Source organism: Muricoccus radiodurans (assembly GCF_050154705.1).
Classification (GTDB): domain Bacteria; phylum Pseudomonadota; class Alphaproteobacteria; order Acetobacterales; family Acetobacteraceae; genus Roseomonas; species Roseomonas radiodurans.
Genome location: NZ_CP189561.1, coordinates 2,144,296 through 2,167,998, shown reverse-complemented (window position 1 = coordinate 2,167,998; position 23,703 = coordinate 2,144,296). Strand labels below are relative to the sequence as shown.

The following is a 23,703-nucleotide window of genomic DNA, read 5'->3' as shown; positions in this document are numbered from 1 at the left end:
GCGCCTCCCCCTTCCGTCAGATGTAGTGCTCGGCCAGTGGCGCGAAGCCGTTGAAGCCCTGGCTGGCATAGGTGGTGACGTAGGCCCCCGTCGCCAGCAGCTCCACCCGGTCGCCGGCCCGCAGGGCCTCGGGCAGGCGGTAGTTGGACTTCTCGTACAGCGTGTCCGTGCTGTCGCAGGTCGGGCCCGCGATCGTCACCGGACCTTCCGGCCCGCCGTCATGCGGCGTGCGGAAGGCGTACTTGATGGCCTCGCCCTCCGTCTCCGCCAGGCCACCGAAACGCCCGATGTCCAGGTAGACCCAGCGCACCGGATCGTCCTTCGCCTTGCGGGACACCAGCACCACCTCGGCCGACAGCACCGCCGCATCGCCCGCGATGAAGCGGCCGGGCTCGATCACCATGTCCGGGATGGCGTTGCCGAAGTGCTCGGCCATCGCGCCCATGATGGCGTCGCCGAAGGCGTCGATCTCCGGCACCTCGGCGCGGTAGCGCACGGGGTAACCGCCGCCAAGGTTCACCATGCGCACCTTCACGCCCGCCTCCTTGAGGTCGGTGAAGAGCATGGCGACCTTCGCGATCGCCGCCTCATAAGCCGCGGTGTTCGTCTGCTGGGAGCCGACGTGGAAGGAGAGACCGAAGGGGTCGAGCCCCATCTCACCCGCCTTCACCATCAACTCCCGGGCCATCTCGACCTCGCAGCCGAACTTGCGCGACAGCGGCCACTCCGCCCCGTCATTGCCGACGAGGATGCGGCAGTAGACGCGCGACCCCGGCGCCGAGCGGGCGAGCTTCTCCAGCTCCCCCTCGGAGTCGAAGGCGAACATCCGCACACCGCGGTCGTAAGCGGCCTTGATGGCGCGCTCCTTCTTCACGGTGTTGCCGTACGACACCGCCTCCGGCCGCGCGCCGGCATCGAGCACCGCCGAGACCTCCTCGTAGGAGGCCGCGTCGAAGCAGGAGCCGAGCCCGACCAGCCGCTCCAGGATCGGGGCGGCAGGGTTGGCCTTCACGGCGTAGTAGATGCGGGCCAGCGGCAGCGCGGCCTGGAGCCGCCGGTAGTTCTGCTCGATCTTGTCCACGTCCGTGACAAGGCACGGCGTCGCCGGCTGAACATCCGCGAGATAGCGAGCGATCTTCGGGGTCATCGCACCACCTCCCCATGGAGAAGGTGCAAGGCGCGCCATTCCGCGACGCGGCCCTGCACGGTTGACGAACGGTCGAACGAACCAGCGACCAAGTGAGAGCCCCGCCGCATCTGTCCAGTGACGAACAGGGCGCCGGGGGGTTGCCAGAACGCTTGACGTCGTTGCGTAACCTTGCGGGCCAGAGGCACGTGCGTACTGCGTCTGAGGCGGCAGATAATCCCGCCGCTTCCGGGGCGCAAGGGCCTTCGCGCATGGCCGCCCCGATTTTTCCGCAGGTTTGTCAGAACGGCCGGAAACCTCCCTGAAACCCTCTCGGAGGTCAGGCGAATCGCCGGTCAGGGTTACCGGCGGCCGGGACCTTTACGGCCCAGGGTTGGCCTCCGCCGCGCTGGTCGGCCCGAAAGCCCGCAGGAACACTGCCACCGCCGCCTCCGCCGCGGCGGCGATGGCGGCCTCGTCCGGCACCGGGCCGCCCAGGAAGGTTCGGAAATACAGGTCGCCGCGCAGCAGCGCCCCGAAGTGTCCCGCGGCCTCGTCCGGGTCCACGTCGGTGCGCAGGTGACCGTGCCGCTGCTCCGCCGCGATCCAACCCGTCAGGAGAGCCCGGCCGCGCGCCGGCCCGGCGGCGTAGAAGCGCCGCACGATTTCCGGGAAGCGCCCACCCTCCGCGATCACCACCCGGTGGATCGCCATGGTCGAGGGCTGCAGCAGGAACCCCATCCACAGCAGCGCGAGCTTCCGCAGCGCGCCCTCGGGGGAAGGAGCATGGACTGCCAGAGCTTCCGCCTCCGCGGCGATGGCCTCGCAGCGCGCCTCCACGATCGCGCCGAACAGCGCCTCCTTCCCCGTGAAGTGGGCATAAAGCGTGGCCTTGGACACGCCGGCCTCGCGCGCCACCGCGTCCATGGACACGGCCGCAAACCCTTCTCCCATGAAAAGGCGGGAAGCGGCGGCGAGGATGGCGGCCCGCTTGGGCGAGACCTCGAGGGCGGTGACAGACATGACAGGGCGGTCCTTCCGGTCCGCCACATGTGATACTGAACGGTTCAGTTTACCATCGACAAATTCGCCATTCCGTCCTATCTGGCAACTGAACTGAACGGTTCAGTCAGGCCATGAACGCCCAGAGCAGCCTCATCATCGACCCCGACATCAAAGCCAGCCTCCCGCCACCGCGCCGGTCCCTGTTCCGGCGCCTGCTGCCCTTCGCCGCCCTGCTGGTCGTGTCCGGCGCAGCCCTGGGCGGCACCTGGTACTGGCAGGTCGGCCGCTTCCTCGTCTCCACCGACAACGCCTATGTGGGCGGTGACATCGCCGTGCTCGCCTCCCGGATTGAGGGCGACGTCGCCCGCATCCTTGTGGGCGACAACCAGCGCGTGACGGCCGGCCAGCCGCTCATCGCCCTGGAGGACCAGGACTGGCGCGCCCGCCGTGACCAGGCCGCCGCCACTCTGGCAGAGGCCGAGGCCAGCCTTGGAACCCTCGCGGCCCAGCAGCTTCAGCAACGCGCCCAGATCGCCCAGGCCGAGGCCAACGTCGCCCAAGCCGAGGCCGAGCGCGTCCGCGCCATCGCCGCCGGCGGCCGCGCCGGCACCCTGGCGGCCGAAGGCTTCGGCACGCGCGAGACGGTGGAGCGCACCACCGCCGACCGCCGCAAGGCCGAGGCTTCCGTCCAGGCCGCCCAGGCGGCCGTTGAGGCCGCCCGCGGCGCCTTGCCGGTGCTGGAGGCCCAGGCCCGCGCCGCCCTGGCCCGCCGCGACGGCGCCCGCGCCGCACTCGCGCTCGCCGAGAGCAACCTCGCCGACACGATCATCCGCGCGCCCTTCGACGGCATCGCCGGGAACCGCGCCGCCCAGCCCGGCCAGCACGTCCGCGCCGGCACGAACCTGATCGCCGTGGCGCCGAACACGGAGCGCCTCTTCGTCACCGCGAACTTCAAGGAGACGCAGATCGGCCGGATGCACCCTGGCCAGCCGGTGGAGCTCTCGGTGGATGCGGGCGGCACTCTGCACGGCACGGTGGACAGCCTCGCCCCCGCCACCGGCGCGCAGTTCTCCCTCCTGCCGCCGGAGAACGCCACGGGCAACTTCACGAAGATCGTCCAGCGCGTTCCCGTCCGCATCGCCATCGCCCCGGGCCAGGACACCGCCGGCCTCCGCGCCGGCCTGTCGGTCGAGGCCGAGGTGGACACGCGCGACGACCCGCACGCCCCGCGCTCGATGTTCGGCGCCGCGGCCGCCCTGCTGCACCGAAACTAGGCCCCGCCATGTCCGCCACCACCATGGGCGCCGCGGCCCCGCCGGCCGGGCGCTCGATCCCGACCCGGCAGTTCGTCGGCTTCATGACGATGGTGCTGGGCATGTTCATGGCGATCCTGGACATCCAGATCGTCTCCGCCAGCATCTCGGAGATCCAGGCCGGCCTCTCCGCCAGCCCGGACGAGGCCTCCTGGGTGCAGACCTCCTACCTGATCGCGGAGATCGTCATGATCCCGCTCTCGGGCTTCCTCTCGCGCCTGCTCTCCACGCGCGTCCTCTTCACCATCTCGGCGTCCGGCTTCACGATCTTCTCGCTCGTCTGCGCCATGGCGACGAACCTGCCGATGATGATCGCGGCGCGGGCCATGCAGGGCTTCCTCGGCGGTGCGATGATCCCGACGGTCTTCGCTACCGCCTTCCTGCTCTTCACCGGCGCACAGCGCACCCGCACCAGCGTGCTGATCGGCCTGACCGCCACCCTCGCGCCCACCATCGGCCCGACCCTCGGCGGCCTGCTGACCGAGAGCTTCTCCTGGCACTGGCTGTTCCTCATCAACGTGCCGATCGGCGCGATCATCGCCGTCGTCGTGTGGAACACGCTGGACATCGACCGCGGCGACCGCCGCCTGCTCTCCCGCTTCGACTGGTGGGGCCTGCTCGCCATGGCCGCCTTCCTCGGCTGCCTGGAATACGTGATGGAGGAAGGCCCGCGCTGGGACTGGCTGGATGACCCGACCATCGCCGCCTGCGCCGCCGTCGGCGCCGTCGCAGCCGTCGTCTTCTTCTGGCGCGCCTTCACCCGACAGGACCCGATCGTGGAGCTGCGCGCCTATGGCAACGCGAACTTCGCCATCGGCAGCCTCTACGCCTTCCTCGTCGGCATCGGCCTCTACGGCGCGGTCTACCTCATCCCGCTCTTCCTCGGGCGCATCCGCGGCTACAACTCGCTCCAGATCGGCGAGACGATGTTCATCACCGGGCTGGCGATGTTCATCGCGGCGCCCCTTGTCGGCCGCCTGTCCCGCTCGCTCGACCCGCGCATCCTCCTCGCCTTCGGCATGGGAACCACGGCGGTGGCGATGTGGCTCACCTCCCGCCTGACGGCGCAATCCTCCTTCTCGGAGCTCTGGCTGCCGCTCTCGCTGCGTGGGTTCGGGACGATGTTCGCGATGGTGCCGGTGAACGGGATCGCCCTCGGCACCCTGCCGCCCGCGATGATCAAGAACGCCTCCGGGCTCTACAACCTCATGCGCAACCTCGGCGGCGCGGTGGGGCTGGCGATGATCAACACGCTCGTCATCAGCCAGTCCGCCGCCCACCGCCAGCATCTGTCGGAGGCCGTGACCTGGGCCCGCCCCGGCGTGACCGAGACGATCGAGGGCATGTCCGCTGCCCTCTCCGCCCGGCTCGGCGAGGCATCGGACCTCGCCGCCCTGCGGCAGGTCGCCGGCATGGTGACGCGGGAGGCGCTGATCCTCGCCTACAACGACGTGCTGGTGGTCATCGCGCTGCTCTTCGCGCTCGCGGTGCCGCTCGCCTTCTTCGTGAAGCCGCCCCGTCCCGGCGCGGGCGGCGGGGCACACTGACGGCGCCTTGACCCCCTCCGGCGCGCCTCCTCAGATGCGCGCCGGAGACCCCAGATGACGCCACGCCGCCCCCTGATCCTGACCGGCCTCGCCGCGCTCGCCGGCGCGGGACGGCCTGCCGCGGCGCAATCCACGGCGGTGCGGATCGTGGTCGGCGGCCCCGCAGGCGGCCCCACCGATCTCCTGGCCCGCGCCATCGGCGAGCCCATGTCCGCCACCCTGTCCCGCCCCGTGGTGGTCGAGAACCGCACCGGCGCCAGCGGCGTCATCGGCACGGAGGGGGTGGCCCGCGCGGCCCCGGATGGCACGACCCTCGTTCTCGGCCAGAACGCCACCCACGCGGCCCTGCAATGGCTCGCGCCGCGCCTGCCCTACCACGTCGTCGATTCCTTCGCGCCGGTGTCGCTGCTGGCCAGCGTTCCGCATGTGCTGGTCGTGCCCGCCGCCGCGCCGCACCGCAGCCTCGCGGACCTCCTTGCCAAGGGCCGGCAGGGCGGGCTGACCTACGCCTCCTCCTCGCCCGGCAGCGCCAGCCACATCATCTCGGAGTCGCTGTGCCGCCGGAACGGCATCACCGGCACCAACGTCTCCTATCGCGGCGCCGCACCGGCCGCGACCGACACGGTCGCCGGCCTCGTGGACTTCTACGTGTCCACCCTTCCCGGCGTGTCCGGCCTGATGCGGGAGGGCCAGCTCCGCGCCCTCGCCATCGGCGCCCCCGCCCGCCTCGCCGACTTCCCCGACCTGCCCACCGCCACCGAGGCCGGCCAGGGCGAGGCCTTCGTGGACGCCTGGTTCGGCCTCTTCGCCCCCCGCGCCACGCCCGCGCCCGTGGTGGAGCGCCTCGCCGCCGCCTCCCTCGGCGCGCTGGAGGTGCCGGCCGTCCGCGCCCGCCTGGAAGGCGCGGGCTTCGCCATCACCCCCATGGACCCGGCCCGCTTCGCCGCTTTCCAGCGCGCCGAAGTGGACCGCTGGAAAGCCATCGTGGAACTGACCGGCGTGCGGCTGGAGGACTGAGCCCATGGACGCCCGCCTCCGCGACCTCCTCCCCGAGCTCGTCGCCATCCGCCACGACCTGCACGCCCACCCCGAGATCGGGCGGGAGGAGTTCCGCACCGCCGCCCTCGTCGCCGAGCGCCTGCGCGGCTGGGGCCTGGAGGTGACGGAGCGTGTGGGCGGCCTCGGTGTCGTCGCCACCCTGCGTGGCGCCCGCCCGGGCCAGCGCGCCATCGGCCTGCGCGCCGACATGGACGCCCTCTACATCGAGGAGGCGACGGGCCTCCCCTACGCCTCCGCGAATGCGGGCCTGATGCACGCCTGCGGCCATGACGGCCACACGACGATGCTGCTCGGCGCCGCACGCCTGCTGGCGGAGCGCCCGGATTTCGGCGGCACCGTCCACTTCATCTTCCAGCCCGCCGAGGAGGGCCGCGGCGGCGCCCGCGCCATGCTGGATGACGGCCTCTTCGAGCGCTTCCCGGTGGATGCCGTCTACGGCATGCACAACATGCCCGACCTGCCGCTCGGGCGCTTCGCCATCCGCCCCGGTCCCTTCATGGCGGCCGGCGACCGCTGGACCGTCACCTTCCGCGGCAGCGGCGGCCATGGCGGCGCCGCGCCGCACCTGTCCACCGACGTCACCGTCCTACTGGCGCAATACATCCTGGCGCTGCAGACGATCGTCAGCCGCCACGTCGCCCCCGTGGACACGGCGGTGGTGAGCGTCGGCGCGCTCCAGGGCGGCTCGCTCGGTGCCACCAACGTCATGCCGGCGGAAGTGACGCTCGGCGGCACCAACCGCACCTATCGCCCGGAGGTGCGCGATCTCATCGAGAACCGGATGCGCGAGCTGGCCGCCGGCCTCGCCGCCCTCGCCGGCGCCACCGCCGAGGTGAGGTACGACCGCCGCGGCCCGCCCCTGGTCAACCACGCCGAGCCCACCGCCAGCGCCGTCGCCGCCGCCACGGCCGTGGTCGGCGCCGAAGCCGTGGACCCCGATGCCCCGCCCGTCACGGCCGGCGAGGACTTCGCCCACATGCTGACCGCCCGCCCCGGCGCCTTCATCTTCCTGGGCAACGCCGCGGGGCGCGCGACCTCCTCCGGCCTGCACACCCCGACCTACGACTTCAACGACGACGCCATCCCCTATGGCGTGGGCTACTGGCTCGCCCTCGTCGCGAAGGAGATGGGCGGCGGCTGATCCCTAGCGGATCAGCCCGCTCATCGGGCTGGACGCGTCCGCCGCGTAGTTCCGGGGCATCCGCCCGGCCAGGAAGGCGTGCCGCCCTGCCTCCACGCCGGCCTTCATGGCGCGGGCCATCCGCACGGGATCGCGCGCATGGGCGATGGCGGAGTTCAGCAGCACCGCCGTGCAGCCCAGTTCCATCGCTTGGGCCGCCTCGCTGGCCGTGCCGATCCCGGCATCCACCAGCACCGGCACCGAGGCGTTCTCGATGATGGAGCGCAGCATGAAGGGGTTGCTCAACCCCAGCCCCGAGCCGATCGGCGCGCCGAGCGGCATGACGGCCACGCACCCCATCTCCTCCAGGCGCCTCGCGGCCAGGGGGTCGTCGGCGCAGTAGACCATCACCTGGAACCCGTCCTTGATGAGGGCCTCCGCCGCCTCAAACGTCGCTGGCATGTCGGGGTAGAGGAAGGGCGGCGGCCCCAGCACCTCCAGCTTGACCAAGTTCCAGCCCCCGGCCTCCCGCGCCAGGCGCAGGGTTCGCACCGCCTCCTTCGCCGTGTGGCAGCCGGCGGTGTTGGGCAGGTAGGTGTAGCGGTCCGGCGGCACGAAATCCTGCAGCATCGGCGCGCCCGGGTCGGACAGGTTCACCCGCCGCACCGCGACCGTGACCATCTCGGCGCCGGAGGCTTCGATGGCCGCCGCCGTCTCCTCCAGGCTCTTGTACCGACCGGTCCCGACCACGAGGCGGGAGTGGAACCGATGTCCCGCGACCTCCCAGGCATCTTCCGTCAGCAGGGTCCCGTCCATCTCAGCCACCCCCGATGAAGTGCACGATCTCCAGCGCGTCGCCCGGGCCGAGCATCGTCTCGGCATAGAGCGAGCGCGGCACGATCTCCTCGTTCCGCTCCACCGCCACCTTGCGGACGTCCAGACCCGCCTCCGCCAGGAAGGCCGAAAGGGGGAGGGGACCCGGCAGGGTCCGCGCCTCGCCGTTCACGGTGATGGGAATGGGACCGGTCATGGCAGGCGGGATGTGGCACGGACGCCGGCCGGCTTGAAGGGGCCAACGGGCCGCCCGACTTGCCCCGCCGCCCCCACCCTGCTAGCCCCCGCCACCGCCCCGCAACCCGGAACATCCCGTGTCGCCCCCGCTGATCGCCGTCCTCAACGGTCCGAACCTCAACCTGCTCGGCACGCGGGAGCCGGAGAAGTACGGTTCCGCGACCCTCGACGACGTGGAGGCGCTCTGCGCCGAGGCGGCGGAGGAACTGGGCCTGGCGATCGACTTCCGGCAGTCCAACCTGGAGGGCGAGCTGATCTCCTGGGTGCAGGAATGCCGGGGCCGCTGCGCCGGCATCGTCATCAACCCCGCCGGCTACTCGCATACGTCCGTCGCGCTGATGGACGCGCTGCTGGCGGTGGACCTTCCGGTCGTGGAGGTCCACATCACCAACATCCACCGGCGGGAAAGCTTCCGGCACCTCTCCTACGTCTCCCGCGCCGCGGTCGGCGTGATCTGCGGGTTGGGGGTGGGCGGCTATGCCCTGGCGCTGCGCGCCATCGCCGGCATCATCGGACAGGACGACACGGCATGACCGGCCTTTCCTTCGACCCGGACGCGATCCGGGCGCTGGCCAAGATCCTCCGCGAGACGGACCTGACCGAGATTGAGCTCGTCGAGAACGACAGCCGCATCCGCGTCGCCCGCACCGCCCCGGCGCAGCAGGTGGTCCAGGCGGTCACCGCCCCGGCCCCGGTCGCCGCCCCGACGGCCCCTGCCGTCGCGCCCCCCACCGCCACGGCCGGCCCGGAGCCCGTTGGCGCCAACGCTGTCACCTCCCCCATGGTCGGTGTCGCCTACCTCATGCCGGAGCCCGGCGCCGCCCCCTTCGTGACCGAGGGCGCCCGGGTCGCCCAGGGCCAGACGCTCCTCCTCATCGAGGCGATGAAGACCTTCAACCAGATCAAGGCGCCGCGCGCCGGCACCGTGACCCGAATCCTCATCGAGAGCGGCACGCCGGTCGAATACGGCGAGCCCCTGATGGTGATCGAGTAGCCGCGTGCCGGCCTTCCGAAAGATCCTCATCGCCAACCGCGGCGAGATCGCGCTCCGCATTCACCGTGCCTGCCAGGAGATGGGCATCCGCACGGTGGCCGTGCACTCCACGGCCGACGCCACCGCGATGCATGTCCGCTTCGCCGATGAGAGCGTCTGCATCGGCCCCCCGCCCGCGCGGGAGAGCTACCTCAACGCCGCCGCCCTCCTCTCCGCCGCGACCATCACCGGCGCGGAGGCGATCCACCCCGGCTACGGCTTCCTGTCCGAGAACGCCCGCTTCGCCGAGATGGTGGAGGCGCACGGCCTCGCCTTCATCGGCCCGACCGCCGACCACATCCGCGTCATGGGCGACAAGATCGCCGCCAAGGACACGATGCGCCGCCTCGGCGTGCCGCTCGTCCCCGGCTCCGATGGCGCCCTCTCCAGCCTGGAGGAGGCGCAGGAGGTCGCGGGACGCGTTGGCTACCCCGTGCTGATCAAGGCGGCCGCGGGCGGCGGCGGCCGCGGCATGAAGGTCGCCCGCTCCGAGGACGAGCTGGAGGAGGCCTGGCGCGTCGCCCGCACCGAGGCGAAGGCCGCCTTCGGCGATGACGCCGTCTACATGGAGAAGTATCTCGACCGCCCCCGGCACATCGAGATGCAGATCCTGGCCGACACCCACGGCAACGTCGTGCATTTCGGGGAACGTGACTGCTCCCTTCAGCGCCGCCACCAGAAGCTGGTGGAGGAGGCCGGCAGCCCCGCCCTCACGGCCGCCGAGCGCGACGCCCTCGGCGAGACCGTTACCTCGGCCCTGCGCGGGCTCGGCTACCGCGGCGCCGGCACGCTGGAGTTCCTCTACCAGGACAACCAGTTCGCCTTCATCGAGATGAACACGCGCCTCCAGGTCGAGCACCCCGTGACCGAGATGGTCTGCGGCGTGGACCTCGTCCGGGAGCAGATCCGCGTCGCCGCCGGTGAGCCCCTCGGCTACACCCAGGCCGACGTGTCCTTCCGCGGCCACGCCATCGAGTGCCGCATCACGGCCGAGGACCCGGTGACCTTCGCCCCGTCCCCGGGCCGCGTCACTGCCTACCACGCGCCCGGTGGCCTCGGCGTGCGCGTCGACAGCGCCCTCTACGCCGGCTACGCGGTGCCGCCCTATTACGACAACCTCGTCGCGAAGCTCATCGTGCACGGGACCACCCGCGCCCACGCCATCGCCCGCGCACGGCGCGCGCTGCAGGAGATGGTGGTGGACGGCATCAGCACGACCCTGCCCCTGCACCAGGCCATCATGGAGGACCCCGAATTCGCCGCCGGGGACTACACGATCCACTGGCTGGAGCGCTTCGTGTCCCAGCACGGCGGGGCGGGGTAGGCTTCTCCGCGGTGGCGTCCCGGACCGTGGATGCTATGGTCCGGGGATGCGCTTCGACCGCGTCCGCGGATTCCTGACGGCTCGCCGGGGCCGCACGCTCGCATGAGCCGCCGCAACCTCGGCATCACCCCCGACCTTGTCCTGCGGGCCTACCGCGCCGGCCTCTTCCCCATGGCGGATGGCCGGGACTCCCCGCGCCTCTACTGGCTGGACCCGCAGAAGCGCGGCGTGCTGCCGCTGGACGGCTTCCACCTGCCGCGCCGCCTGCGGCGCACCGTCCTCTCCGGCCGCTTCGACGTCTCGGCCGACACCGACTTCCCCGGCGTGCTGGCCGGCTGCGCCGCCCCCGCCCCGGGCCGGGAGGATTCCTGGATCAACCCGGAGATCGAGCGCCTCTTCAACGCCCTGCACCGGCAGGGCAATGCCCACTCCATCGAGGTGCGGCAGGACGGCGCCCTCGTCGGCGGCCTCTATGGCATCCGCCTCGGCGCCGCCTTCTTCGGGGAGAGCATGTTCTCCCGCGCGACCGACGCCTCGAAGGTGGCGCTGGTCCACCTCGTGGCCCGGATGCGGCGCGGCGGCTTCACCCTGCTGGACACGCAGTTCCTGACGGACCACCTCGCCCGCTTCGGGGCAGAGGAGATCCCCCAGGCCGACTACCGCGCCCGGCTCGCCCTGGCGGTGGACAGGTCCGCCACCTGGGTGCCCGCCTTGTCCGCCGGGGAGTTGGCGGAAGAGGTGGCGACGCTCCGGGACGAGAGCCGCGCCTGATACATCGAGAGCGCCGCCGCGCGTGACGGCGGATGCGCCTCAGCCGGGTCGTCGTTTCCCTCCAGCAACCGCAGGAAGTCTCCCGACCAGGATTTGACCGTGTTCTCCCGCAGCCGGCGGAAGATCGCGCCGTGCCGCTCGCGGCGCTCGGCCAGCGGCATCGAGAGGGCCGCCGCCAACGCCTCCGCCGTGCCCTGAGCGTCCAGCGGGTTCACGAGCAGCGCCTCTGGCATCCCCTCCGCGGCGCCGGCGAAGCGGGACAGCACCAGCACGCCCGGATCGTCCGGATCCTGCGCCGCCACGTACTCCTTCGCGACGAGGTTCATCCCGTCCCGCAACGGCGTCACCAGCCCCACCGGCGCCATGCGGTAGTAGCCGGCCAGCGTGTCGCGCGCGACGGCACGGCCGACATAGCGCACCGGCGTCCAGTCCACGTCGCCGTACTCCGCATTGATCGTGCCGGCCAGCCGCTCGATGTCCCGCTTCAGGTCCTTGTAGCTCTCCACATCCTCCCGCGACCGCGCCGCGACCTGCAGATAGGTCACGGCGTTGCGGTATTCCGGCCAGCCCTCCATCAGGGCGCCGAAGGCGCGCAGCCGCTCAGGCAGACCCTTCGTGTAGTCCAGCCGCTCCGCCCCGATGATCAGCTTGCGGCCGACGAGGCTCGTCCGCAGACGCTCCGCTTCCGGCGACTGCACGGAGGTCCGGGCGGCCTCCGCGAAGCCGTCGGTGTCGATCCCGATCGGGAAGGCCCGCAGCACGGTGCGGCGTGACCGGAGGCGCACCTCGCCGCCCGGCCGAACCTTCATCCCCGTGCCCTGCGACATGCAGTCGCAGAGCCCGGCCTGATCCCGGTGCGTCTGCACGCCGACCAGGTCATAGGCCAGCAGGTCGCGAATCAGATCCTCCGCTCCCGGCATCGCGGAGAACACGGCCCAGGGCGGGAAGGGGATGTGATGGAAATACCCGATCCGGTGCCGCGATCCCATCTCCCGCAGCGCGGCGCCGAGCGGGATGAGTTGGTAGTCGTGCACCCAGATCGTGTCGTCGCGCCGCAGCATCGGCAGCAGCTTCTCGGCATAGTGCCGGTTCACCGCGCGATAGGTCTCGGCCTGGCCGCGATCATAGCTCAGCAGCCCCAGCCGGAAGTGGAACAGGGGCCAGAGCGCGGAATTCGCGTAACCCGCATAGAAGCCCTGATACGCCGCGTCGGATAGATCCACGACGGCGTAGTCCACGCGCCCGCGCCGGGCGTGCCGCACCATGTCGGGCGGGTTCGGCGCCACGCTGCCGCTCCAGCCGAACCAGAGCCCGCCGCGGCTGTCGAACGCCTCCTTCAGCGCGACGGCGAGACCACCCGCCGCCGGCGGCTCTCCGCGACGCGGCACCGCAACACGATTCGAGACGACGACAAGACGACCCACTACTCCCCCTCTCCGCGCATCCCCTGGTCCCAGGAGCGCGACAGCCGGTTCGCGGACAGGATCAGCCCCACATGCGAGTAGGCCTGCGGGAAATTGCCCCAGAGCTGCCCGCTGCGCGGATCAAGGTCCTCCGACAGGAGACCGAGATGGTTCCGGCGCGACAGGATCCGCTCGAACATCTCGCGCGCCTCCCTGACCCGTCCGGCCGCGGCCAGCGCGTCCGCATACCAGAAACTGCATACCAGAAACGCGGTTTCGGGTCGCCCGAAATCGTCGGGCCCCTCGTAGCGCAGCAGAAAGCCATCGCGCATCAAGCGCTTGCCGATCAGGTCCAAGGTGCCGAGGAAGCGCGCGTCATCCGCCGGGATGAACCCGACCGCCTGCAGCAGAAGCAGTGACGCATCCATCGCGTCGCTGCCGAGGGATTCGGTGAAGGCATTCAGATCGGGCCGGAAGAAGCGTGTCATGATCTGGTCACGCAGCCGCGCGGCGCTCACGCACCACCGGCGCGAATCCGCTTCAAGCCCGAGATGCTGCGCGACGGCGCCGAGACGTTGTAGTCCGGCCCAGCACATGACGGCCGAGAAGGTGCGCACGCGCGGCGGGCCGCGGAACTCCCAGATGCCGGCATCCGGCTCCAGCGCGACCCGCTCCGCATGAATGCCGAGCTGCTCCATCAGCCGGAACTCCGCCTCGCCGGCCGGCTGCCGCAGGCGCCGGTCGAAGAACATGCGGCTCGTCGCCATCAGCACGGCGCCCGAGGAGTCGTTCTGCACCTGATCGGCCGCGCCATTGCCGACGCGCACCGGCCCCATCCCGAGAAAGCCGGCCAGCGCCGGCTCGCTGTGCTCGGGGATGCTGCCGTTCGGCACCAGCGTGTAGACGGGCTTCAGCTCGGCGCCCGCCTCGCCGTCCTCCGCCAGCCGCACCACGGTCGTGATGTAGCGGATGAAGCGCTCCATCGTGTGCGTCGTGCCGAGGATGTTCATCGCCGCCACGGTGAAGGCCGCGTCGCGCGGCCAGCAGAAGCGGTAGTCCCAGGTCCGCTCCGTGTTCGGCGCCTCCGGGATGGAGGTCGTCGGCGCCGCGACCACGCCGCCCGTCTCCTCGAAGGCGCAGAGCTTCAGCGTGATCGCCGAACGGATAACGGCGTCCTGCCACTCGAAGGGAATGTTGAGGCCGCGGGACCAGTCCAGCCAGTCCTCCTCCGTCTCGTGCAGCAGGCGGTCGGCGATGAGGCCCGGGGCCTCGGCCAGCGTCTCGTCGCTGCCGATGATGATCGTCACCGGCCGGTCCAGCAGGAATGGCGTCTCCTGCGCGACATGGCCGACCGGCGCGTCCGTCGTGACGCGCAGCGCCTGCCCCGACCCGGTGAAGCGCAGCGTGTTGCCGCCCAGGTGCCGCTCAGGCTCCTCTGCGCCCCAGTCGAAGCGCGGGCGGACGCGCAGGGTGACCAGCGGCTGTCCTGCCAGCGGCTCCAGCCGCCGCACCAGCATCGGCGGGCAGATCGGGCTGCCGGGCCGCCGGGCGCGGGGCGCGAAGTCGATGATCCGGAACCGCCCGCCCTCCCGGTCCTCCAGCTCCGTCTCCAGGATGGCGGTGTTGCGGCGGTAGCGCTGGGTGCCGCCACTCAGCCCGACCGGCAGCGCGTCGAGGAACCCGTGCGCGGGGTCCTCGCCGTCCAGGAGGGCGCAGAAGACCGGATCGCCGTCGATGCGCGGCCAGCACATCCAGCCGATCCGCCCCGCCCGGTCCACCAGCGCCGAGAGGGTGCAATTGCCCACGACCCCGAGATCGAGCGGCTGCGCGCCCGGGAAAGCCGCCCTGACGGAAGGGTTCATGCGGGAGCCGCCGCTTCTCCCACCCCGATCCGTGGCTCAACCCCTTGGGCCGCGACCCGCGCCAGCCAAGCCCTCACGAGCGCCGGACGCCCGGCGAAGTCGTCGGCCACGCGCAGTCCGTGGCCGCCATAGGCCGCGCAGGCGGCCATGCCGTCCTCGTCCGTGATGTCGTCACCGATGAACACCGGCCGGCGGCCGCGAAACGGCTCCACCGCCATCAGCCGGTGCACCGCGCCGCCCTTGTCCGCGCCCACCGGCCGCAGCTCGGCCGCCGCATGGGCGGGCACGATGTGAAACCCCTTCGAATCGTCCCGGATCAGCCCCTCCAGCAGGGCTAGAGCTTCCGCCTCGGCCTCCGGGCGGAGCCGGAAATGCACCACCAGGCCGTGCGTCTTGTGCTCGGTCAGGGTGCCGGGCCGGGCCGCCGCGAACTCGTCCGCCGCACGGCGCCACTCCGGCGGCGGAACGGGCAGGGGAGGCGCCCCCGGCAGCGGTGGGTCCAGCACCGCCCCGTGCTCCGCCCCGATCGGCAACTCCGGTACGCCCGCATAGCCCCGCGCCACCGCCAGCGGCCGCCCGGTCACCACCGCGACCGCCCCACCGCAGCGCCGCCGCAACGCGACCAGCAAGTCGGGCAGCTCCTTCGGCACCACGACCTCGTCCGGCCGCGGCGCGATCTCCAGCAGCGTCCCGTCCAGGTCGAGGAAGAAGGCGGCGTCCTCCCCCGGCAGGGCGGGGCCGGGCTGGGTCGCCACGGGCGGTGAGGAAACCGGAGGGAAGGGATCGGACATCGGGCCTCGTTCGACGGCTACGGTCCATGTCGCGCCCGCCGGGCGCTTCGCAAGACACGAAGCGGTCAAGGCCTGGATCGGGAAAAGGTTGCCCGCCCGGCCGGGCCGCGGCGCCGTTCAGCTGGCGACAGGGATCCCGTCGGGGCTCAGCGGCACTCCAGGATCCGGAGGTCGTAGACCGGGTGCTCCAGCATGTTCGCGGCCGGGGCATTCGCCAGCAGCCACCCCCGGAAGGCCGGCGGCGCGCTGGCCGGGGCGAGGCTGTCCCGCACCTCGAGGAAGGCCGCGGCATCCGGCACCTCGTCCGGCGGCCGGGCGTTGCAGGCGCGCACGGTGATGGTCAGGGATCCGAAGCGCACGGGCTGGTTCAGGGGCGCGTCCAGAACGGTGATCCGCGCCGTCACCTTGTCCAGCGCCTGAAGCTGGGCCGTCCGCTTCTCCACCCATTCCTGCGCCTGGGCGGGCCGCGCCAGCCCCAGAAGAAGAGGAACCGCGGCGAGAGGAGCCAGAGCGCGGATCATGCCGCCCGCTTCGGACTGGGCAGCGCCGCCACGAGGTCCGTCAGCACGCGCCGCATCGCCGCCTCGTCCACTCCCATCAGCACCGCATCCTCGAAGGCGTCGCGGAGGACCTGCGCGGCCTCCACGTGGTTCTCGGCCAGCATCTTCAGCTTCTCCCGGCAGGAGACGGGTTGGCCATCCGCCCCGGGCCAGACCGCCGGCGGCGCGAGCGCGTCCGTCATGGCGCCGGCGCCGTGGGCCGAGGGGCCGGCGTCGCCCGGGGCGCCGCTCCCGGCCCGGCCGGCGTGCCGCCGCTACCGCCCGCGCCTTCCCCCTGCCGGTTCCCCGCCAGCTCGGTCACGGAGAAGATGAAGCGCCCGAGCAGGCTCTCCAGGCTCACCGCCGACTGGGTGATCCGGATCTCCCCGCCGCTGGTCAGGATCCGCTCGCTGCCACCGGGCACGAGAGCCACGTACTTCCCGCCCAGAAGTCCCTCCGAGGTGATCTCGGCCGAGCTGTCGTCCGGCAGCTGCAGCCGCCCGTCCACGTTGAGCGTCAGCACGGCGAGGAAGGTGCGGGGATCGATCCCCTGGTTCGTCACGCTGCCCACCTTCACGCCCGCGATCCGCACATCGGCCCCGGCGGCCAGCCCGTCGATCCGGTCGAAGCGCGCGTGCAGCGTCAGCCCCCCGGACCCGCTCATGCGCCCGGAATTCGCCAGCGCGTAGCCGAGGAAGGCCGCCGCCACCGCGATCACGACGATGCCGGCCAGGACCTCCGCCAGGCTGCGCCCGCGCATGACTACGATCCCGGCGTCCAGGCCTCGTAGTCGCCGGCCGTGGGTGCGCGCTGGCCGCCGACGAGGTCATGGCCCTTGGGACGGTAGGCGTGCGGCGTCCCCGTCAGGTTCGGCCGGTGCTCCTTGATCCAGGGCAGGCGCGGCCGCTCGAGCGGCGCCGCGGTGGTGTGGTGCAGCCAGCCATGCCACTCCGGCGGCACGACCGTCGCCTCGGCCGGGCCGGCATAGATGACCCAGCGGCGCTTGCGGCCGTAGCCCCGGTAATCCCGGCGGCTCTCGAAATAGACGTTGCCGGCGCTGTCCGTGCCGACCTGTCGGCCGGAGAAGCCGGAGAGCCAGCGCTGCAAGGCGGACATGGAATCTCCTGCCGAAGCGGGCGGGTGGAAGGCGGTGCATATGGCATGCCGCGCCGCACTGCGAAAGGCGGGCCTCCGCACACCCGATGTGGGGGGTAACGCGGTCGTCAGCCACAAGATGCCGCCTTCTCCCCCCGGCCCAGGGGGCCTATGGTCCCCTCATGACGCGCAGCGCAGGCACGACCCGGGACACGGTGTGGGAGGGGTTGCCCATCCGGCGCACCCGCGCCGCCGCCGACCCGGATTCCGCCCCCCGATCGATCGCCCTGCCGGCGGGCTGGGACGACTCGGCCGCGGAGGCGCTGGCCGCCCTCGCGCCCGGCGAGGGGCCCGTCGCCCTTCCGCGCCTGGCCGAGGCCTGGATCCGCCGCACCGCCGCCCGCGGCCGCCGCCTCGGCATCCTGCCGAGCGCCGAGGCGGCGGAGGAGCTGGCCACCGGCCTGCGTGACCTCCTCCTCTTCCGTCGCGGCGCGCCGGGCGCCGCGACGTGGCGGAACGACGCGAAGACCGAGTCCCGCTTCGTCCTCAACCTTCCCGCCTTCCTCGACGCCGAGGGGTTCGACGCCGAGGCCTATGAAGCCGCCGTGCGGCTGGGCGTGACGACGCTCGAGATCCTCGGCAGCGGCAAGGCGACGCGGCTGCGGATCGGATTCGCCGACCTCGCCGGCCTCCTCGCCGCGCAGGGGCTGGATTACGAGAGCCCGGAGGCGCGTGACGCCGGCGCGGCCCTCGCCGCCCTGACCCGCGGCGCGGCCGAGGCCGCGTCCGGCGACCTCGCGGAACGCCTCGGCGCGCGGGAGCCAGTCTGCCTGTCCTGGCCGGAGCCGCCCGAGACCACCGCGATTCCCGGCCTCGCCGACGCCGCCCGCGCCGCGCTGGACACTGCCGCCGGCGCGCCCGGCCTGCGCCACGCCGCCCTCTTCGCGCTCTCCTCGCCCGATGCGGTGGAGGCCCTGCTCGGCGCCGAGACGGGTGGCCTCGCCCCCGCCGCCGCGCCGACGCGCCTGGTCGAGGACGGGGAGGGCGGGGTCCGGGAGGTCCCGACCCGCGCTGCCCTGCGGGCCGGAGACTCGGCCGCCCGCCTGCTCGCTCCGCGCGGCCCCGCCGCCCGGGACGCGATGGAGGCGGCGATCCGCCCCTATCTCCACGCCCCCGCGCCCGCCGCGGTCGCCCAGGCCCGGCCGCCGCGTCCCGCCCCGAAGCCGACGCCCCGCCGCAGCCCGCACGGCCGCGGGGCGGTGTGGAAGGTCACCATCGGCGGCCACCGCGTCACCCTGCGCACGGTGGAGGGCGCGGAGGGCCTGTCCGAGGTCTCGCTCACCCTCGCGAAGGACGGCGCCGCCTTCCGCGGCATGGTGGACGCGCTCTGCCAGGCGGTGACGCTGGGGTTGGCATCGGGCGTCAAGCTCGACGATTACGTCCAGTCCTTCGCCTACACCCGCTTCGGCCCGGCCGGCGCGGTGGAGGGCGACCCTGCCATCGCTCGCGCCTCCTCCGTCCTGGACTGGGCCTTCCGGCGGCTGGCGCTGGACCACCTTGGCGGCCGCGTCCTGCCGGACCCGAGCGAGGAGGAGTGCGGCCCCGACGCCATCGGCTCCCCGACGCAGCAGCTTCCGCTGCTGCCGGACCTCCCCGCGACGAAGGCGCCCGCCGCGCGCCGCCGCGCCCTCAAGCTGGTTGGTTGAGACATGGCCCAGACCTCCCGCATCGACGCCCGCCTGGAAGAACTCGGCGTGACCCTGCCCGAGCCCGCGAAGCCCATCGCGAACTACGTCCCCACCGTGCAGGCGGGGAACCTGCTCTTCGTCTCGGGCCAGGTGCCGATGCGGGACGGCAAGATCGCCTACACCGGCAAGCTCGGCGCCGGCGTCCCGATCGAGATGGGCCAGCAGGCCGCGCAGCTCTGCTTCATCAACGTGCTCGCCCAGGCCCGCGCCGCGCTGGGCAGCCTGGACCGGGTGGTGCGCGTGGTCAGGCTGGGCGGCTTCATCGCCGCCGGGCCGGAGTTCACGCAGCATGCTCAGGTGATGAACGGCGCCTCCGACATGGCCGTCGCCGTCTTCGACGATGCCGGTCGCCACGCCCGCACCACGATCGGCGTCCCCTCCCTGCCCGGCGATGCGGCGGTGGAGGTGGAGGCGGTCTTCGAGGTCGCGTGACCCCGCCAGGGGACGATGACGAGGCGCTGATCCGCCGCTGGATGGGCAGCGGCGACCATGCCTTGCTGGCCGAGGACGTCTCCTGGCGCGTCTCCCCCGGCTATCCCGTGCCCCGCACCGAATGGCGCGGCCGCGCCGAGGTGGCGGAGCGCTTCTTCCCCGCCCTGCGCGCCCATTTCCCGGGCTGGCGCATCGTCGTGGACGGCTTCACGCCGCTCGCCGATGGCCGCCTCCTTGCGGGGGGTGCCTATGACGCGCGCGACGCCGCGGGCCGCGCCGGCCGCGTCCCCTTCCTGCACATCTGGACCGTGCGGGACGGCGCGATCGCCGGCGTGGACGCGGTGGCCGATTTCGGCGCCTTCGCGCCGCTGGCCTGACGCTTGCCCCGGGCGCGCGACGCCGCACATGCGAAGCCATGCCCGTTGAGCTGACCCTTTCCCTGCACGCCAACATCGCCGACATCCCCGCCGCCGAGTGGGATGCCTGCGGGGACGGCCATCCCTTCACCTCCCACGCCTTCCTCCTCTCGCTGGAGGAGAGCGGCTGCACCGGAGCGCGCACGGGCTGGGCACCGCAGCACCTCGTGCTGCGCGATCCGGCCGGCGAGATCCTCGCCGTGGTCCCCGCCTACGCGAAGGCGCACTCCTACGGCGAGTACGTCTTCGATCACGGCTGGGCCCGCGCCTTCGAGGCCGCGGGCGGCGACTACTACCCGAAGTTCCAGGTGGCCGTGCCCTTCTCCCCCGTCCCCGGCGCCCGCCTCCTGGTCCGGGAGGGAACGGACCTCCCGCTCGCCGCGCTCGGCGATGCGCTGGCCCAGGCGACGGAAGCGCTGAAACTCTCCTCCTGCCACGTCACCTTCTGCACGCGCCCGGAGTGGGATGCGCTGGGCGAATCCGGCTGGCTCCAGCGCCTGGGCACCCAGTTCCACTGGACCAATGAGAACTACGCCGGCTTCGACGACTTCCTCGCGGCTCTCTCATCCCGCAAGCGCAAGGCGATCCGGCGGGAACGTCGCGACGCCGCCTCCACCGGCCTGACCTTCCGCGCCTTGCGCGGGAGGGAGATCACGCCCGCCCACTGGCGCCTCTTCCACAAGTTCTATCGCAGCACGACCGACCGGAAGTGGGGCAGCGCCTATCTCACCGCCCGCTTCTGGCCGCTGATGGGAGAGCGCTTAGGCGACCGCGTCGTGCTCATGGTGGCGGAACGGAACGGCCAGCCCGTCGCCGGCGCGCTGAACCTGATGGGCCGCGACGCCCTCTACGGCCGCAACTGGGGCACGCTGGAGGAGGCGCCCTTCCTCCACTTCGAGCTCTGCTACTACCAGGCCCTGGACTTCGCGATCGCGCACGGCCTGAAGCGTGTCGAGGCCGGCGCGCAGGGCGAGCACAAGATCCAGCGCGGCTACCTGCCCGTGCCCACCTATTCCGCGCATCTCATCGCCCATCCCGGGCTGCGCCGCGCCGTGGCGGACGCGCTCGTCCGGGAACGCCGCGCGGTGGAGACGGAGATGGAGGAACTCGCCGCCCTCTCCCCCTTCCGCCACGACACGGCCGAGGCATAGCCCCGCGCCCGTGCTCACCGCCTACGCCCAGCTCGCCGCCTCCATGGTGCTGGTCGGCATCAACGTCCCCGTCGCGAAGCTGCTCAGCGAATCCCTGCCGATCGCCATGGTGGCCGGGCTGCGCTGCCTGCTCGCCTTCGCCGTGCTCCTGCCCCTCGCGCTGCATCAGGACGGCGTGCGGCGGCCCGGCCGACCGGTGCTTTGGAACCTGTTCTGGCAGGCCGCGCTGGGCACCGTGCTCTACAATGCCGGCCTGCTGGCGGGGCTGCGCCTGACCACGGCGCTGGAAGGCGGCCTCGTCCTCGCCACCCTGCCCGCGGTGGTGGCGATCGGCGCCGCCGTCTTTCTCCGCGAACGCCTGACCTCCCGCTCCTGGCTGTCCGTGGCGCTGGCGGCCTCCGGCATGGCGGCCGTCGTCGTCGCGCGCACGGCGGCGGAGGCCGGGGGCAGCGCGCTCGGCAACGCGCTCGTCTTCCTCGGCGTCTGCGGGGAGGCGTCCTACGTGCTGCTCGCCCGCCGCGCCGCAGGCGCACTGCCGGTGATCACCGCCAGCCTCTGGATGCAGGCCTTCTCCGCCGGGCTGCTGCTGCCGGCCTGGCTGCCGGACGCCGCGCAGGCCGCGCGCCTGGCCGATCCCTGGCTGCTCTCCCTGCTGGTCTTCCACAGCCTGACGAGCAGCGTCCTCTGCCTCCTGCTCTGGTATGCCGGGCTGCGCCGCGCCCCGGCCGGCATCGCGGGCGTCTTCACCGCCCTGCTGCCCGCCAGCGCCGCCGTGACGGCGATCGCCTTCCTGGGAGAGCGGATGACAGCGGCGCACACCATTGGCTTCGCGCTGCTGTTGGGCAGCGTGCTGCTGGCCACCTGGCCATCGAGGAAGACGCCCTGAGACCCTGGCTGACCCTCTCCGTCCCGGAACTCCTGGCCGCGGCGCCGGAGGAGCTCGCCGCACGCCTCGCCTACGCGCAGGCCAGCCGGCACGCGACGCTGGAACTGACCCAGCGCGCCGCCTGGGTGTCCACCGCCCGGCTGCTGCTGGACGCCCTCTCCGCGCCGGAAGCCGCGGGCTGGACCGTCATGCTGGAATACGACCTTCTCCGCCTGGAGAAGCGCGCGGACTGCGTCATCCTGACGGACCGTGCCGTCCTGGTGCTGGAGATCAAGGACGGCGCGGCCGCGCACACCCTGGCCGACTTGCGGCAGGTCGAGGATTACGCGCTGGACCTGCGGGATTTCCACGCCGGCTGCCGCAGCGTGCCGATCTTGCCCGTGCTGGTCGCGACGCATGCGCTGGCCGTGCCGTTCGACCCGCCCCTGATCTGGCACGGCCTGCCGCCCTGTCCGTTCCGCGCGAATGCCCGCACGCTCGGGGGCGTCGTCCGGAACATCCACGCCGCGATCGGCCCGACCACCACCCCGCTCGACCACGCTGCCTGGCTCGCCGCGCCGTACCGCCCGGTGCCGAATGTCCTGGAGGCGGCGACGATGCTGTTCGACCGCCACCGCAGCGCCGAGATGGTCTCCGCCCGCGCCGACGCCGCGAACCTCACGCGCACGACGGAGGCCGTGCGCCGCGCCATCGCCGGCGCGCGCGAGGCGGGGGAGCACCGCGTCGTGTTCGTCACCGGCATCCCCGGCGCCGGGAAGACCCTCTGCGGCCTGAACATCGTCTTCGGCACGCTGCGCACGGACGGCGCCGCCTTCCTGACGGGCAACGCGCCCCTCGTCGCCGTGCTGCGGGAAAGCCTGGCCCGCCAAGCCGCGGAGGACCGGGGCCGGACGCAGGCGCGCCGCGACGCCGTGACGGCGCTGCAGAATGTCCACCGATTCCTCGAACACTACGTCCAGAACCCGGGCGAGACCCCGGAAGCGCGCGTCATCGTCTTCGACGAGGCGCAGCGTGCCTGGGACAGGGCGCAGGCCACCAAGCCCTCCCAGCGCCGCGGGGCGAGCAAGCTGACGGACAGCGAGCCCGCGCACACGCTGGAGATCATGGCCCGCCACGCCGGCTGGTCCGTCATCGTCGCGCTCATCGGCGGCGGTCAGGAGATCAACACCGGCGAGGCCGGGCTGGCCGAATGGGGCCGCGTCATCGCCGCGGCGCCGTCCTGGTGCGCCGTCGCGCCGGGCCGCACCCTCTCGTCGCCGGCGGCGCAGCGCCTGGCCGATGCTCCGCAGCCCTGGCTGACGATCGATGACGAGCTGGACCTGACGATTCCGATGCGCTCCGTCCGCGACCCGCAGGGCGCGCCCTGGGTGGATGCCGTCCTGGCGAACGATGCCGCCGCCGCGTCGCGGATCGCGCGCGAAGCCGGCGGCGTGCCCTTCTTCGTCACCCGTGATCTCGGCGCGATGCGCGGGGCCCTGCGCGACCTCTCCCGCGGCCTGCGCCGCGCCGGTCTCGTCGCCTCCTCCGGCGCCCGCCGCCTGCGCGCCGAGGGCCTGGGCGTGCAGGCCGCCGATGTCCCGCACTGGTTCCTCGACCGCTGGCCCGACATCCGCGCCTCGGACGCGCTGGAGACCTACGCCACCGAGTACGACTGCCAGGGCCTGGAGCTGGATCAGGTCGGCCTCGCCTGGGGTGGCGATCTGCTCCGCGGCCCTGGTGGATGGCGCATGCGCAGCCTCTCCGGCGCCCGCTGGAACATCGTGCGCGGAGAGGCCGACCGCGCCTTCATCCTGAACACCTACCGCGTGCTGCTCACCCGCGCCCGCTACGAGACGGTGGTCTGGATTCCCTGCGGCAGCCGCACGGAGGAGGGCCGCTGGCACGACCCCACCCGCGACGCCGCGGAGATGGACGCCGTCGCCGCCTATCTCCTCGCCTGTGGCGCCCGCCCGCTGGAAGACGGGCCCGCAGCCATCCCTGCGACGGTCGCCGCACCCGCCCTCTTCTGACC

25 protein-coding genes are annotated in these 23,703 nt (G+C 72.6%); 14 read left to right on the top strand and 11 right to left on the bottom strand.

The annotated features are described in order from the left end of the window. Positions 1-16 precede the first annotated feature (16 nt). Together ACP6CK_RS10715 and ACP6CK_RS10710 are read right to left on the bottom strand one after the other, a co-directional pair. Positions 17-1,147, bottom strand: a complete 1,131-nt coding sequence (locus ACP6CK_RS10715) for a type III PLP-dependent enzyme (protein ID WP_426958877.1) — start codon at positions 1,145-1,147, stop codon at positions 17-19. A 360-nt stretch (positions 1,148-1,507) separates the two neighbouring features. Continuing rightward, positions 1,508-2,149: a TetR/AcrR family transcriptional regulator gene (locus tag ACP6CK_RS10710; RefSeq protein WP_426958876.1), complete on the bottom strand. Its 642-nt coding sequence runs from the start codon at positions 2,147-2,149 to the stop codon at positions 1,508-1,510. 113 nt (positions 2,150-2,262) lie between these two features. Between ACP6CK_RS10710 and ACP6CK_RS10705 the strand changes: the two genes are divergently transcribed. The 4 genes from ACP6CK_RS10705 to ACP6CK_RS10690 are packed head-to-tail and all read left to right on the top strand — an operon-like array spanning position 2,263 to position 7,191. After that, positions 2,263-3,405, top strand: coding sequence for an HlyD family secretion protein (locus tag ACP6CK_RS10705; protein ID WP_426958875.1), 1,143 nt, complete (start codon positions 2,263-2,265; stop codon positions 3,403-3,405). An 8-nt stretch (positions 3,406-3,413) separates the two neighbouring features. Next, a complete protein-coding gene (locus ACP6CK_RS10700; RefSeq protein ID WP_426958874.1) occupies positions 3,414-4,991 on the top strand; it encodes a DHA2 family efflux MFS transporter permease subunit in 1,578 nt (525 codons plus the stop codon). 54 nt (positions 4,992-5,045) lie between these two features. Continuing rightward, positions 5,046-6,008, top strand: coding sequence for a Bug family tripartite tricarboxylate transporter substrate binding protein (locus tag ACP6CK_RS10695; protein WP_426958873.1), 963 nt, complete (start codon positions 5,046-5,048; stop codon positions 6,006-6,008). Between the two features lie 4 nt (positions 6,009-6,012). Continuing rightward, positions 6,013-7,191, top strand: coding sequence for a M20 aminoacylase family protein (locus ACP6CK_RS10690; protein ID WP_426958872.1), 1,179 nt, complete (start codon positions 6,013-6,015; stop codon positions 7,189-7,191). Between the two features lie 3 nt (positions 7,192-7,194). Here ACP6CK_RS10690 and ACP6CK_RS10685 read toward each other — a convergent pair whose 3' ends face one another. Next, on the bottom strand, positions 7,195-7,986 hold the full coding sequence (locus tag ACP6CK_RS10685) for a thiazole synthase (RefSeq protein ID WP_426958871.1): 792 nt from the start codon (positions 7,984-7,986) through the stop codon (positions 7,195-7,197). A 1-nt stretch (position 7,987) separates the two neighbouring features. Then, positions 7,988-8,200: a sulfur carrier protein ThiS gene (thiS, locus tag ACP6CK_RS10680; protein WP_426958870.1), complete on the bottom strand. Its 213-nt coding sequence runs from the start codon at positions 8,198-8,200 to the stop codon at positions 7,988-7,990. Between the two features lie 118 nt (positions 8,201-8,318). Between thiS and aroQ the strand changes: the two genes are divergently transcribed. The 4 genes from aroQ to aat all read left to right on the top strand — a co-directional run bounded on the left by aroQ (position 8,319) and on the right by aat (position 11,369). Further along, on the top strand, positions 8,319-8,774 hold the full coding sequence (aroQ, locus tag ACP6CK_RS10675) for a type II 3-dehydroquinate dehydratase (protein ID WP_426958869.1): 456 nt from the start codon (positions 8,319-8,321) through the stop codon (positions 8,772-8,774). Further along, positions 8,771-9,235, top strand: a complete 465-nt coding sequence (accB, locus tag ACP6CK_RS10670; RefSeq protein ID WP_426958868.1) for an acetyl-CoA carboxylase biotin carboxyl carrier protein — start codon at positions 8,771-8,773, stop codon at positions 9,233-9,235. The genes aroQ and accB overlap by 4 nt, the downstream gene beginning before the upstream one ends. 4 nt (positions 9,236-9,239) lie before the next feature. After that, on the top strand, positions 9,240-10,598 hold the full coding sequence (gene accC / locus ACP6CK_RS10665; RefSeq protein ID WP_426958867.1) for an acetyl-CoA carboxylase biotin carboxylase subunit: 1,359 nt from the start codon (positions 9,240-9,242) through the stop codon (positions 10,596-10,598). 102 nt (positions 10,599-10,700) lie between these two features. Then, positions 10,701-11,369: a leucyl/phenylalanyl-tRNA--protein transferase gene (gene aat / locus ACP6CK_RS10660; RefSeq protein WP_426958866.1), complete on the top strand. Its 669-nt coding sequence runs from the start codon at positions 10,701-10,703 to the stop codon at positions 11,367-11,369. Here the strand turns inward: aat and ACP6CK_RS10655 are convergent. The 7 genes from ACP6CK_RS10655 to ACP6CK_RS10625 form a co-directional block, all read right to left on the bottom strand. Next, the gene (locus tag ACP6CK_RS10655) at positions 11,255-12,793 is read right to left on the bottom strand and encodes an alpha,alpha-trehalose-phosphate synthase (UDP-forming) (RefSeq protein ID WP_426958865.1); all 1,539 of its coding nucleotides are present in this window, start codon (positions 12,791-12,793) and stop codon (positions 11,255-11,257) included. The genes aat and ACP6CK_RS10655 overlap by 115 nt on opposite strands. Then, positions 12,793-14,634: a glycoside hydrolase family 15 protein gene (locus tag ACP6CK_RS10650; protein ID WP_426958864.1), complete on the bottom strand. Its 1,842-nt coding sequence runs from the start codon at positions 14,632-14,634 to the stop codon at positions 12,793-12,795. Before ACP6CK_RS10650 ends, ACP6CK_RS10655 begins: the two co-directional genes overlap by 1 nt. Continuing rightward, entirely contained in the window at positions 14,631-15,425 is a 795-nt protein-coding gene (otsB, locus tag ACP6CK_RS10645) for a trehalose-phosphatase (protein WP_426958863.1), read from the bottom strand. Before otsB ends, ACP6CK_RS10650 begins: the two co-directional genes overlap by 4 nt. Before the next feature lie 146 nt (positions 15,426-15,571). Further along, the gene (locus ACP6CK_RS10640) at positions 15,572-15,946 is read right to left on the bottom strand and encodes a DUF2155 domain-containing protein (RefSeq protein WP_426958862.1); all 375 of its coding nucleotides are present in this window, start codon (positions 15,944-15,946) and stop codon (positions 15,572-15,574) included. Then, positions 15,943-16,167, bottom strand: coding sequence for a hypothetical protein (locus ACP6CK_RS10635; protein WP_426958861.1), 225 nt, complete (start codon positions 16,165-16,167; stop codon positions 15,943-15,945). The genes ACP6CK_RS10640 and ACP6CK_RS10635 overlap by 4 nt, the downstream gene beginning before the upstream one ends. After that, complete coding sequence (gene mlaD / locus ACP6CK_RS10630; protein WP_426958860.1) at positions 16,164-16,724, bottom strand: outer membrane lipid asymmetry maintenance protein MlaD; 561 nt, start codon at positions 16,722-16,724, stop codon at positions 16,164-16,166. The genes ACP6CK_RS10635 and mlaD overlap by 4 nt, the downstream gene beginning before the upstream one ends. Before the next feature lie 2 nt (positions 16,725-16,726). Next, entirely contained in the window at positions 16,727-17,080 is a 354-nt protein-coding gene (locus ACP6CK_RS10625) for an NADH:ubiquinone oxidoreductase subunit NDUFA12 (RefSeq protein WP_426958859.1), read from the bottom strand. A gap of 161 nt (positions 17,081-17,241) precedes the next feature. Here ACP6CK_RS10625 and ACP6CK_RS10620 point away from each other — a divergent pair, with 161 nt between their 5' ends. The 6 genes from ACP6CK_RS10620 (at position 17,242) to ACP6CK_RS10595 (ending at position 23,701) form a co-directional block, all read left to right on the top strand. Further along, positions 17,242-18,765 (top strand): hypothetical protein, encoded by a 1,524-nt coding sequence (locus ACP6CK_RS10620; protein WP_426958858.1) that lies wholly within the window; start codon positions 17,242-17,244, stop codon positions 18,763-18,765. Between the two features lie 3 nt (positions 18,766-18,768). Further along, positions 18,769-19,239 (top strand): RidA family protein, encoded by a 471-nt coding sequence (locus ACP6CK_RS10615; protein WP_426958857.1) that lies wholly within the window; start codon positions 18,769-18,771, stop codon positions 19,237-19,239. Then, positions 19,236-19,616 carry a nuclear transport factor 2 family protein gene (locus ACP6CK_RS10610; protein WP_426958856.1) on the top strand — a complete coding sequence of 127 codons (381 nt, stop codon included), beginning with the start codon at positions 19,236-19,238 and terminating at the stop codon, positions 19,614-19,616. Before ACP6CK_RS10615 ends, ACP6CK_RS10610 begins: the two co-directional genes overlap by 4 nt. A 38-nt stretch (positions 19,617-19,654) precedes the next feature. Next, positions 19,655-20,806: a GNAT family N-acetyltransferase gene (locus tag ACP6CK_RS10605; protein ID WP_426958855.1), complete on the top strand. Its 1,152-nt coding sequence runs from the start codon at positions 19,655-19,657 to the stop codon at positions 20,804-20,806. 10 nt (positions 20,807-20,816) lie between these two features. Further along, positions 20,817-21,692: a DMT family transporter gene (locus ACP6CK_RS10600; protein WP_426958854.1), complete on the top strand. Its 876-nt coding sequence runs from the start codon at positions 20,817-20,819 to the stop codon at positions 21,690-21,692. Positions 21,693-21,817: 125 nt separating this feature from the next. Then, positions 21,818-23,701 (top strand): DNA/RNA helicase domain-containing protein, encoded by a 1,884-nt coding sequence (locus ACP6CK_RS10595; protein WP_426958853.1) that lies wholly within the window; start codon positions 21,818-21,820, stop codon positions 23,699-23,701. Positions 23,702-23,703 lie beyond the last annotated feature (2 nt).

Coding starts and splice junctions, on each gene's coding strand:
- ACP6CK_RS10605 (WP_426958855.1), top strand. CDS start 19,655: ATGCCCGTTGAGCTGACCCTTTCCCTGCACGCCAACATCGCCGACATC.
- accB (WP_426958868.1), top strand. CDS start 8,771: ATGACCGGCCTTTCCTTCGACCCGGACGCGATCCGGGCGCTGGCCAAG.
- ACP6CK_RS10700 (WP_426958874.1), top strand. CDS start 3,414: ATGTCCGCCACCACCATGGGCGCCGCGGCCCCGCCGGCCGGGCGCTCG.
- ACP6CK_RS10620 (WP_426958858.1), top strand. CDS start 17,242: ATGACGCGCAGCGCAGGCACGACCCGGGACACGGTGTGGGAGGGGTTG.
- otsB (WP_426958863.1), bottom strand. CDS start 15,425: ATGTCCGATCCCTTCCCTCCGGTTTCCTCACCGCCCGTGGCGACCCAG.
- ACP6CK_RS10695 (WP_426958873.1), top strand. CDS start 5,046: ATGACGCCACGCCGCCCCCTGATCCTGACCGGCCTCGCCGCGCTCGCC.
- ACP6CK_RS10650 (WP_426958864.1), bottom strand. CDS start 14,634: ATGAACCCTTCCGTCAGGGCGGCTTTCCCGGGCGCGCAGCCGCTCGAT.
- mlaD (WP_426958860.1), bottom strand. CDS start 16,724: ATGCGCGGGCGCAGCCTGGCGGAGGTCCTGGCCGGCATCGTCGTGATC.
- ACP6CK_RS10715 (WP_426958877.1), bottom strand. CDS start 1,147: ATGACCCCGAAGATCGCTCGCTATCTCGCGGATGTTCAGCCGGCGACG.
- ACP6CK_RS10705 (WP_426958875.1), top strand. CDS start 2,263: ATGAACGCCCAGAGCAGCCTCATCATCGACCCCGACATCAAAGCCAGC.
- thiS (WP_426958870.1), bottom strand. CDS start 8,200: ATGACCGGTCCCATTCCCATCACCGTGAACGGCGAGGCGCGGACCCTG.
- ACP6CK_RS10640 (WP_426958862.1), bottom strand. CDS start 15,946: ATGATCCGCGCTCTGGCTCCTCTCGCCGCGGTTCCTCTTCTTCTGGGG.
- ACP6CK_RS10635 (WP_426958861.1), bottom strand. CDS start 16,167: ATGACGGACGCGCTCGCGCCGCCGGCGGTCTGGCCCGGGGCGGATGGC.
- ACP6CK_RS10690 (WP_426958872.1), top strand. CDS start 6,013: ATGGACGCCCGCCTCCGCGACCTCCTCCCCGAGCTCGTCGCCATCCGC.
- ACP6CK_RS10615 (WP_426958857.1), top strand. CDS start 18,769: ATGGCCCAGACCTCCCGCATCGACGCCCGCCTGGAAGAACTCGGCGTG.
- ACP6CK_RS10710 (WP_426958876.1), bottom strand. CDS start 2,149: ATGTCTGTCACCGCCCTCGAGGTCTCGCCCAAGCGGGCCGCCATCCTC.
- aat (WP_426958866.1), top strand. CDS start 10,701: ATGAGCCGCCGCAACCTCGGCATCACCCCCGACCTTGTCCTGCGGGCC.
- ACP6CK_RS10625 (WP_426958859.1), bottom strand. CDS start 17,080: ATGTCCGCCTTGCAGCGCTGGCTCTCCGGCTTCTCCGGCCGACAGGTC.
- ACP6CK_RS10685 (WP_426958871.1), bottom strand. CDS start 7,986: ATGGACGGGACCCTGCTGACGGAAGATGCCTGGGAGGTCGCGGGACAT.